This is a genomic window from Nostocoides japonicum T1-X7 (assembly GCF_001046855.1).
GTDB classification, from domain to species: Bacteria; Actinomycetota; Actinomycetes; order Actinomycetales; family Dermatophilaceae; genus Nostocoides; species Nostocoides japonicum.
This window is the reverse complement of the sequence record NZ_HF570958.1, coordinates 2,644,245-2,653,774: the sequence shown is the minus strand read 5'-3', so window position 1 is coordinate 2,653,774 and position 9,530 is coordinate 2,644,245. Positions and strand designations below refer to the sequence as shown.

12 protein-coding genes are annotated in these 9,530 nt (G+C 73.3%); 7 read left to right on the top strand and 5 right to left on the bottom strand.

Going from position 1 to position 9,530, the window contains the following annotated elements; translation table 11 throughout:
- Positions 1-194 precede the first annotated feature (194 nt).
- From proC to BN12_RS11855, 3 genes are read left to right on the top strand one after another with little or no spacing between them, the layout of a single operon-like run.
- Entirely contained in the window at positions 195-1,001 is an 807-nt protein-coding gene (proC, locus tag BN12_RS11865) for a pyrroline-5-carboxylate reductase (RefSeq protein WP_048552725.1), read from the top strand.
- Between the two features lie 38 nt (positions 1,002-1,039).
- The gene (locus BN12_RS11860; RefSeq protein ID WP_048552723.1) at positions 1,040-1,549 is read left to right on the top strand and encodes a GNAT family N-acetyltransferase; all 510 of its coding nucleotides are present in this window, start codon (positions 1,040-1,042) and stop codon (positions 1,547-1,549) included.
- Complete coding sequence (locus BN12_RS11855) at positions 1,542-2,066, top strand: GNAT family N-acetyltransferase (RefSeq protein ID WP_048552720.1); 525 nt, start codon at positions 1,542-1,544, stop codon at positions 2,064-2,066. Before BN12_RS11860 ends, BN12_RS11855 begins: the two co-directional genes overlap by 8 nt.
- 36 nt (positions 2,067-2,102) lie before the next feature.
- Here the strand turns inward: BN12_RS11855 and BN12_RS11850 are convergent, their stop codons facing one another.
- A complete protein-coding gene (locus BN12_RS11850) occupies positions 2,103-2,771 on the bottom strand; it encodes a potassium channel family protein (RefSeq protein WP_048552717.1) in 669 nt (222 codons plus the stop codon).
- A gap of 94 nt (positions 2,772-2,865) precedes the next feature.
- On the opposite strand from BN12_RS11850, the gene BN12_RS11845 reads away from it, so the two are divergent.
- Both BN12_RS11845 and BN12_RS11840 read left to right on the top strand, forming a co-directional pair.
- Positions 2,866-4,053, top strand: a complete 1,188-nt coding sequence (locus BN12_RS11845; protein WP_048552715.1) for an acetoin utilization protein AcuC — start codon at positions 2,866-2,868, stop codon at positions 4,051-4,053.
- 198 nt (positions 4,054-4,251) lie between these two features.
- On the top strand, positions 4,252-4,449 hold the full coding sequence (locus BN12_RS11840) for a helix-turn-helix domain-containing protein (protein WP_048552713.1): 198 nt from the start codon (positions 4,252-4,254) through the stop codon (positions 4,447-4,449).
- Positions 4,450-4,565: 116 nt separating this feature from the next.
- Here the strand turns inward: BN12_RS11840 and BN12_RS11835 are convergent, their stop codons facing one another.
- The 4 genes from BN12_RS11835 to BN12_RS11820 all read right to left on the bottom strand — a co-directional run bounded on the left by BN12_RS11835 (position 4,566) and on the right by BN12_RS11820 (position 7,902).
- Positions 4,566-4,886, bottom strand: coding sequence for an SHOCT domain-containing protein (locus BN12_RS11835; protein WP_048552712.1), 321 nt, complete (start codon positions 4,884-4,886; stop codon positions 4,566-4,568).
- 147 nt (positions 4,887-5,033) lie between these two features.
- Positions 5,034-5,717, bottom strand: a complete 684-nt coding sequence (locus tag BN12_RS11830) for a response regulator (protein WP_048552709.1) — start codon at positions 5,715-5,717, stop codon at positions 5,034-5,036.
- Complete coding sequence (locus BN12_RS11825) at positions 5,714-6,709, bottom strand: sensor histidine kinase (protein ID WP_048552707.1); 996 nt, start codon at positions 6,707-6,709, stop codon at positions 5,714-5,716. Before BN12_RS11825 ends, BN12_RS11830 begins: the two co-directional genes overlap by 4 nt.
- Positions 6,710-6,822: 113 nt before the next feature.
- Positions 6,823-7,902, bottom strand: coding sequence for an FUSC family protein (locus BN12_RS11820; protein WP_157635466.1), 1,080 nt, complete (start codon positions 7,900-7,902; stop codon positions 6,823-6,825).
- A 178-nt stretch (positions 7,903-8,080) separates the two neighbouring features.
- Between BN12_RS11820 and BN12_RS23805 the strand changes: the two genes are divergently transcribed.
- Positions 8,081-8,179, top strand: a complete 99-nt coding sequence (locus BN12_RS23805) for a 30S ribosomal protein bS22 (protein ID WP_003792170.1) — start codon at positions 8,081-8,083, stop codon at positions 8,177-8,179.
- A gap of 133 nt (positions 8,180-8,312) precedes the next feature.
- Positions 8,313-9,290, top strand: a complete 978-nt coding sequence (locus BN12_RS11815; protein WP_048552703.1) for an NAD-dependent epimerase/dehydratase family protein — start codon at positions 8,313-8,315, stop codon at positions 9,288-9,290.
- Positions 9,291-9,530 lie beyond the last annotated feature (240 nt).

The following is a 9,530-nucleotide window of genomic DNA, read 5'->3' as shown; positions in this document are numbered from 1 at the left end:
GCGGGCCCCGATGCCGTCGCCGCGACCCGGCGGGCGCTCGGGCTCCTCGTCGCGCAGCGGGACGGGCCCGGCGATGCGTCGTGACCGGCCCCGGACCGGAAGCCGGACCCCGACGGTGTGAGAAGTCTCCGCGGCGAGCGGCGGGAATGGGCGGCCGGGCCGGGATGTCCGGCGGCGGCATACGATCTGGGCCCATGGGAACCGTGGCCATCTTCGGGGCCGGCGTCATGGGGGAGACCCTGCTGTCCGGCCTGCTCCGCTCCGGGCGATCCGCCGCCGAGCTCGTCGTCACCGAGCGCCGACCCGACCGCGCCGCCGAGCTCACGGCGAAGTACGGCGTGCGGGTCCTCGAGAACGCCGAGGCGGCCGAGGCCGCCGAGACCCTCGTCCTCGTCGTCAAGCCGCAGGACATGGGTGCGCTCGTCGCGGAGATCGCGCCCCACGTCCACCCCGGGAACGTCGTCGTGAGCCTCGCCGCCGGCATCACCTCCGACTACCTCGAGTCCCGCCTCCCGGAGGGCAGCTCGGTCATCCGGGTCATGCCGAACACGCCGGCTCTGGTCGACGAGGGCATGGCCGCCATCTCTCCCGGAAAGCATTGCACGACAGAGCATCTCGCGGTCGCGGCGGAGCTGCTGCGGTCGTGCGGCAAGGTCGTCGAGGTGCCCGAGAAGCTGCAGGACGCGGTGACGGCCATCTCCGGCAGCGGACCCGCATACATCTTCTACGTCGTCGAGGCGATGATCGAGGCCGGTGTCGTCCTCGGCATGCCCCGCACGACGGCGACCGAGCTCGTCGTCCAGACGCTCTACGGTGCGGCGACGATGATCAAGGAGACCGGCCAGCACCCGACGGTCCTGCGGGAGCAGGTGACCTCTCCCGGGGGCACGACGGCCGCGGCCCTGCGCCAGCTCGACGACCACAAGGTGCGCGCGGCGTTCATCACGGCGATGGAGGCCGCGGCGGCCCGGTCGCACGAGCTCGCCTCCGGCGCCGAATGACGCAGGGCGGGCCCGCCGCCCCACTCCGGGTGGAACGGGTGACACCCGGCCAGTGGCGGACCTACCGCGACGTGCGGCTCGCCATGCTCGCGGACGCCCCGCGGGCCTTCGGCAGCACCCATGCCGAGACGGCCCAGCGCACCGAGGAGATCTGGAAGGGCTTCGTCACGCAGGCGGTCCTGTGGCTCGCCTGGGTCGACGACCCCGGGGCCGGCTTCGGCGGGGCGGTCGGCTCCGTCGGGCTGTATGCCGACCCTGAGCTGCCGCCGGACGCCGCCTATCTCGTCGGTATGTGGGTCCATCCGAGCCACCGGGGCACCGGCGCGGGCCGGGCGCTCGTCGACGCGGTCGTCGCGGAGGCGCGGGCCCGTGGCCTGTCGCGCCTGCTGCTCGACGTGGCCGACGAGAACTCCGCCGCGCGCTCCCTCTACGAGCGCGCGGGGTTCGTGCCCACCGGCCGGACCGGGTCGCTGCCCTGGGACGAGACCATCACCGAGACCGAGTACCACCTCGACCTCGCGGCATGCCAGCATGGGGCCCATGGCTGACATTACCGTGCGTGCCCTCACCGAGGAGGACTGGGAGACCTACCGGTCCGCCCGTCTCGAAGCGCTCACCGAGTCCCCTGAGGCGTTCGTGGCCACGGTGGAGGACGAGGAGAGGTTCCCGGAGCAGGAGTGGCACAACCGGATGACCCGGTCGGTGCGGCTCCTCGCCGAGGTGGACGGCGAGCAGGCCGGGGTCGCCAGCATCGGCGAGGCCACGACCGAGGAGGAGCCGACGGTGGCCGAGCTGTTCGGCCTGTGGGTGCGGCCGGCCTCCCGTGGCACCGGTGTCGCGTCCGCGCTCGTCAAGGCGGGGGCGGACACGGCGCGGGAGCGGGGCCGGACCCACCTCACCTACTGGGTCGGGTCCGACAACGGCCGGGCCGTGGCGTTCGCGAGCGGGTTCGGGTTCCGGCCGACCGACAGCCGCCGGCCGATGCGCGTCGTCAGCGAGGACGACGGCGAGGAGGAGATCTGCATGATCCTCCCGCTGACCGGCGACCGCGGCGCCGACTTCTGACGGGCCGAGCCGACCCGCCGACGCGCCCGACCGGCGTCAGGGGCGCGAGGCGAGCCGCTCGATGAGCTCCGTCGGGCCGCTCACGATGAGCGTGTCCTGGCTGTTGATCTTCGTCTCGGGCACGGCATACGTGAAGTCCGTCCCCGGCGCCTTGACGCCGACGACGGTCACGCCGTACTTGCTGCGGATCTGGCTCTGGCCCAACGTGAAGCCGATCGTCTCCTGCGGCGGAGCCATCTTGACGATGGCGAACCCGTCGTCGAACTCGATGTAGTCCTTCAGCTTGCCGTTCATGAGGTGGGCGACGCGGATCCCCGACTCGAGCTCGGGCCGGACGACATGGTGCACGCCGATCCGGGTGAGGATCCGGGCGTGCTCCGGCGTGACGGCCTTGGCCCAGATGTTCGGGATGCCGGCGTCGACGAGGTTCGCCGAGGCGAGGAGCGAGGCCTCGATGGAGGAGCCGATCCCGACGACGGCGAGCGCGAAGTCGCGGGCGCGGAGCCGCTCGACGGCGGCCGGGTTCGACGCGTCGGCCTGGACGACCTTGCTGAGGTGGCCGACGTAGGACTCGGCGAGCGCGGGGTCCTTGTCGACGGCCGTGACCCGGTGGCCGAGCCGCTGGAGCTCGGTCGCCGCGGCCTGGCCGAACCGTCCGAGGCCGACGACGAGGACGTCCGCGTCGTAGAGCCGGTTGCGCGCCATGGGTCTCCTCGAGGTGCCGTGTGCCGGCCGGCGGCCGGGTCCCCGTCGAGCGTAGTGGCCGTGCCGCACGGGTGGGGGCGGTAGCGTTCCGGCCATGGGGACAACGGCTGTCGTCTGGGACGACTCGGTCACGGAGTACGACTTCGGGCCGGGACACCCGATGGGGCCGCTCCGTCTCGACCTCACCGCCCGCCTCTCCCGGGCCCTCGGGGTCCTCGACACCGTCGAGATCGTCTGCCCCCGCGTCGCGTCCGACGAGCTGCTGCAGACCGTCCACACGCCGGAGTACATCGCGGCCGTCCGGGCCGCCGCCGCGGACCCGGCGGCGGCCGACGAGAGGTTCGGGCTGGGCACCGAGGACGACCCGGCCTTCGCCGCGATGCACGAGGCGAGCGCCCGGGTCGTCGACGGCACCGTGCAGATGTGCGAGCGGGTGTGGACGGGGCGGTCCGAGCACGGCGTCAACTTCACCGGCGGCCTCCACCACGCGAGGCCGGACAGCGCCTCGGGCTTCTGCATCTACAACGACATCGCCGTCGGCATCCGGTGGCTCCTCGACCACGGCGCCGAGCGCGTGGCATACGTCGACCTCGACGTGCATCACGGCGACGGCGTGGAGGCGACGTTCTGGGACGACCCGCGGGTCCTCACGATCTCCATCCACGAGAACGGTCGCACGCTCTTCCCCGGCACCGGCTGGCCCGGGGACATCGGCGGCCAGCACGCCGAGGGGAGCGTCGTCAACATCGCCCTGCCGCCCGGGACCGGTGACTCGGCGTGGCTGCGGGCGCTCAACTCCGTCGCCGTGCCGCTCGTCACGGCGTTCAAGCCGGACGTGCTCGTCAGCCAGCACGGGTGCGACACCCACCGGGAGGACCCGCTGGCCCACCTCGCGATCACGGTCGACGCCCAGCGGTATGCCGCCGACGCCGTCCATCGCCTCGCCCACCAGGTCTGTCAGGGGCGGTGGGTCGCGCTCGGGGGCGGCGGGTACGAGCTCATCGACGTCGTCCCCCGGGCCTGGACCCACCTCACGGCGATCGCCGCGCACCACCCGATCGCGGCCGACGTCGAGATCCCGGCGTCCTGGCGCGACGACGTCCAGCGGCGGTTCGGCCGGCCCGGACCCGCCCGGATGGGTGACCTGCCCGCCAAGGACCTGCCGATCTGGGTCCAGCCGTGGTCGATGGGGTTCAACCCCGACAACGGCATCGACCGGGCGATCATGGCGACACGGCAGGCCGTCTTCGCCCATCATGGGCTCGATCCCTGGTTCGACTGACAGGTCCGTGGCGCGGGAGATGAGGGCGGCGCGTCGACCTCCCCACGGCGTGTCGGCTGGACGTGGGGGAAGAATTCTCCCGTTGGGGTTCCCCACTTGTCACAACTGCCCCTATGGTTGCTTCTTGCATCCGCGTAGGGTCCGCCGGGTCTTCTCCCGACGATGCGCGGGCGCGCACGGAGGATCAGGGGTGCAGCGATGAGCGATCGCCAGCTCGCGGAGGTGCGGTTCCTCACCGTGGCCGAGGTGGCCTCGATCATGAGGGTGTCGAAGATGACGGTCTACCGCATGGTCCACGCCGGCGAGCTGCCCGCGATCCGCGTCGGCCGGTCGTTCCGGGTGCCCCAGGACGCCGTCGACAAGTACCTCCGCAACTCCTTCATCGACACGGCCTGACGCCCGGCTCGTCCGGGCGCGGCTCGTCCGGATCGCCGCCGGCCCGCACGCGACGAGGTCTCCCGACCGACGCCGTCGGACGGGAGACCTCGTGCTGTGCGCCTCCAGGGCGCAGCTCAGGACGCCGGTGGCGTGCTGCGGAGCACCTCGAGGCGAGCCCGGTAGTCGGACTCGTCGATGTCCCCCGCCGCGAACCGCTGGGCGAGCACCTGCTCCGCGCCCTGCGTCCCGCCGTGCCACGGGCCGCCCTGCCACGGGCCGCCGCGCCAGGGACCGCGTCCGCGCCAGAGGACGGCGCGGATGACGAGAGCGAACACGACCCAGAAGAGGATGAACCCGAGGGGGAAGAAGAGGACGGGGAACCACCAGTGGAACCCGCCACCGGGGTAGGGGTGCGCGAGCACCGAGGACGCGTATGCCGTGAGCTGGGTCGTCATGACCTCATCACCTCTCGTCGGGGCCGGCTGCGGCCGACCGGATCGTCGAGGCCGGTCTCGCGCCGGCCGTCCTCACCACGGTCGCCCGCCGCGGCCTACGTCCGCGTCCTCCACCGGGCGGCACCTCGCGTACCTCCGCCGGGGTAGTCAGGACATCCAGCCGGGGCGGACCAGGCCGCTCTCGTAGGCGAGGACGACGAGCTGGGCCCGGTCGCGGGCGCCGACCTTGACCATCGCCCGGCTCACGTGCGTCTTCGCCGTCGCGGGGGAGAGGACGAGCCGGTCGGCGATCTCCTCGTTCGTCAGGCCCTGGCCGACGAGCGCGACGATCTCGCGCTCGCGCTGGGTCAGCGCGTCGAGCCGCCGGATCTGCTCGACCGGAGGGCGCCGCGCCGTGCTCGCCGAGACGTGCTCGACGAGCCGGCGGGTCACCGAGGGCGACAGGGCCGCGTCGCCCGCCGCCACGGAGCGGATCGCCGCGAGGAGGTCCGCCGGCTCGACGTCCTTGAGGAGGAAGCCGCTCGCGCCGATCCGGAGCGCCTCGAAGACGTACTCGTCGAGCTCGAACGTCGTGAGGACGAGGACCCGCACCGCCCGCAGCGACGCGTCGGCACAGATCTCCGCCGTCGCGGACAGTCCATCTCGTCCCGGCATCCGGATGTCCATGAGGACGACGTCGGGCACGGCCTCCCGGGTGACCGACACCGCCGCGTCACCGTCGCCGGCCTCCCCGACGACCTCGAGGTCCGGCGCGGCGTCGAGGAGCATCCGGAAGCCCGCGCGGAGCAGGGCCTGGTCGTCGGCGAGGACCACGCGGATCGCGGGGCTCATCGGGGGAGTCCCTGGTGGCGCGGGAGGACGGCCGTCACGGTGAACCCGCCGGCGGACGGGGCGTCGAGGGTGAGGGTCCCGCCGAGGGCCTCGACCCGCTCGCGCATGCCGACGAGGCCCTGGCCGCCTCGGTCGGCGAGCGACTCCTGCCGGGCCTCGCGGCTCGGTCCGGTCCCGTCGTCGGCGACGGACACGGACACGGTGTCGTCGGCGTACCTGACCCGGATCCGGCCGTGATGCGCCCGGGCGTGCCGGTGGGTGTTGGTCACCGCCTCCTGGACGACGCGGTAGGCCGCCGCGTCGACGGACGCGGGGACCTCGCCGCGCTCACCGGTCACCTCGAGCGACCAGCGGACGCCCGCGCCCTCGGTGACGAGGCCGGCCACGTCGAGCAGCGTCGGGCCGGGGGAGCGGACCGCGGCGGCGCCGGGCTCGCGGAGCCGGTCGAGGACGCTGCGCACCTCCTCCAGCGCGGCGTGGCTCTCGGCCTTGATCGTCGTGAGGGCCTGCCGGGCGTTGTCCGGCCGGGCGTCGAAGGTGTGCAGCGCCGCGCCGGCGTGGACGTTGATGAGGGTGAGCCGGTGACCGAGGGCGTCGTGCAGGTCGCGGGCCATGGCGAAGCGCTCCTCGGCCCGGGTCCGGTCCTGCGAGGCGGCCCGGGCGGCTCGAGCGCGGCTCTGCCACTCCGCCCGGCGCCGGACGCCTTCGAGGACGAGCGCTGCGAGGGGCGCGACGAAGATCGGGCCCATCCGGCTCCCCGTCGCGGCGTAGGCGACGGCGGCGGTGATGGCGACGCCGAGCGGGACGAGGGGCCACCGGTTGAGCAGGAGGATGGCGAGCGGCCCGAGGAGCAGGAGGACGACCCCCAGCGCACCGACGTGGCCCCCCGACGCGTGGGCCCGGCCGATCGATCCGCCGACCTGCGCGAGCGCCGACGCGACAGCGAGCGGCACGGCGAGCCAGCGGACCGGTGGGACCGACGGATGCCTCACGTCCCGACCGTAGCCGGGCCGAGGCTGCGGGACGACCCGCGTGGGGAGGCTCGTGGCATACCTCTGTCGGCGTATGCAGGGTCGAACGGCCCGGCCGCCGGGTGGAGGAGCGGTCAGCGGCGTCGCCGGGCCAGCCAGCCGCCGGCGAGCACGGCGGCCGCGCATGCGGCCCCGAGGAGCGTGTCGCCGAGCCGTTCGAGCGCGAGGCCCTCCCGCGAGGCGGTTCCCTGCGACGAGATCGTGAGCGCCAGGGGCGTGACGAGGACGAGAGCGAGCCCGTAGTTGCGGGTGATGACCAGCTCCGTGCCGAACTGGAGCGCGGCGACGACGACGGCCAGCCACAGCCCGTGGGGGTCCACGCGCAGGATGACCGAGAAGACGGCGAGTCCGACGATCGTGCCGACGACGCGCTGGAGACCGCGGACGGCGGTGATCCGCCGTCCCACGCCGCCCTGGAGGATGGCGACGACGGTGAGCAGCACCCAGTAGATGTGGGACAGGCTCAGCGGCATCGCGACGAGCAGCCCGAGGGCCGTCCCCGCGACGACCCGGACGACGACGACGCCGTCCGCCGGGTGGTACCCGAACGACCACGGACGACGCTCCTCGTGGGCCGCGCGGTCCTGGTGCCACACCCGAGGCAGGAGAAGGGGGGCGAGCACGATGGCATACGCGATGACGCATCCCAGCCCGGTCATGACGGGGACGAGCCAGGCCGCCCGCCCCACGCCGCCCAGTGCCACAGGAGCGGCGAGGTGGACCCCGACCCCGCAGGCGAGGACGAAGAACATCGCCCCCGGGGGACCGACGGAGAACCCGTAGACCGCGAGGGCCGCGACGGTGGTGACGACGAAGAGGGCCCCGGCCGAGGAGGCCCGAGCCGGAGCGGCGGCGGCGCCGAGACCCGATGCGGCGACGAGCCCGATCCCGAGGAGCGGGAGAGCCCGGGCCCGGTCACGGCGGCTCCGCCCCCCGAGGTAGAGGGCGAGGAAGCCCCCGATGCTCGTCATGAGGCCGAGGTCCTCGCGGCCGAGGAGGGTGAACCCGGCGAGGGGGATGCCCATGCTGAGGGCACCGCCCGCCGCCAACGGCCAGCGCACCGGGCTCGGGCGGATCGTGAGGAACTCCGCCGTCACCCCACGGGCCAGGTCCGACGGCCGGGTGCCCGACAGTCCGGGTCCACGGCGCGCCATGGGCCCAGTGTGGCGTCCCGAGCGGGGGCCCCGCGAGGGTCGCGCCGTGTCGAGGATGTCGCCGGGCCCCGCGTTTTGGGTCGTCCCGCGGTGCGGCGGTAGGCTGTGACGGCTGTTCGACGGTGGTGCGTTGTCGTGTCCCGTCGACACGACACGACACACCACACGTGAGGACACTATGGGTTCGGTCATCAAGAAGCGCCGCAAGCGCATGGCGAAGAAGAAGCACCGCAAGCTCCTGCGCAAGACGCGTCACCAGCGGCGCAACAAGAAGTGAGCGTGACGGCCTCCTCCAGCACGGCTGGGCGGGGGCCGTTCCCGTCGCGGGCCATCCGGTGGACCACGTGCCGACCGGGCGCGGTCGCGGCATAGGCTTGCGCCAGATTCGCATGCGTTGGGGAGAGTGACTGGTGGCTTCCGTTGTCCTCGTGACCGGGGTGTCGAGGTACCTCGGTGGCCGCGTCGCCGTCCGCCTCTCCCAGCATCCCGACATCGAGCGGGTCGTCGGGGTCGACGTCATCCCGCCCCCGCACGACATCGGCACGACGGAGTTCGTCCGCGCCGACATCCGCAATCCGATGATCGGCCGCATCATCGAGCAGACCGGCGTCGACACGGTCGTCCACATGAACGTCATCGCGACCCCGACGTTCGCCGGGGGACGGACCTCCCAGAAGGAGATCAACGTCATCGGGACGATGCAGCTGCTCGCCGCGTGCCAGAAGGCACCGTCGGTGACCCGGCTCGTCGTGAAGTCGTCGGCGGCGGTCTACGGCTCGTCGGCGAAGGACCCCGCGATGTTCACCGAGGGGATGACCGCCCGCGAGATGCCGCGGACCGGGTTCGGGAAGGACTCGGTGGAGGTCGAGGGGTACGTCCGGGGCCTGTCCCGGCGTCGCCCCGACACGGCGATCTGCATGCTGCGCTTCGCCAACATCATCGGGCCCGGCATCCGCACGTCGATGACCGACTACTTCGCGCTCCCCGTGCTGCCGGCGCCCATGGGGCACGTGGCGCGGATGCAGTTCGTCCACGAGGACGACGCCGTCGACGTCCTCGTCCAGGCGACGCTCGGCGACGTCGCGGGCATCGTCAACATCGCCGGGGACGGGGTCATGACCGTCGGCCAGGCCGCCGGACTGCTGCGGCGACCCCTCGTCCCGCTCCCCTCCTTCGCCGCGGGGCCTGTCGGGTCGGTCATCAAACGCAGCGGCGCCGCCGACTTCTCGCCTGACCAGGTCCGGTTCCTCTCCTACGGCCGGGGCCTCGACACGACGGCGATGCGTGAGGTCCTCGGGTTCGAGCCCCGCTACACGACCCGAGAGGCCTTCGAGGATCTCGTCCGCAGCCTCCGAGGACAGTCCGCACGCGGGCTGGAGGCCAGCTGATGGCGGAGCAGGCGGCGAGCCCGAAGGGGGCGTCGTCGTCCAACCGGCGGGAGTCGTCGTCCGAGCGCAAGCCGAAGGCGCCGCGCTCGCGGGCATCGTCGGCGGCGGGCCAGGGGGCGCCGAAGACGTCGGACGCCCGCTCGACGTCGGGTGCCGGCTCGGCGTCGGCTGTCGGCGCCCGCTCGGCATCGGCTGTCGGAGCCCGCTCGACGTCGGGTGCCGGCACGCGCGCCGCGTCGG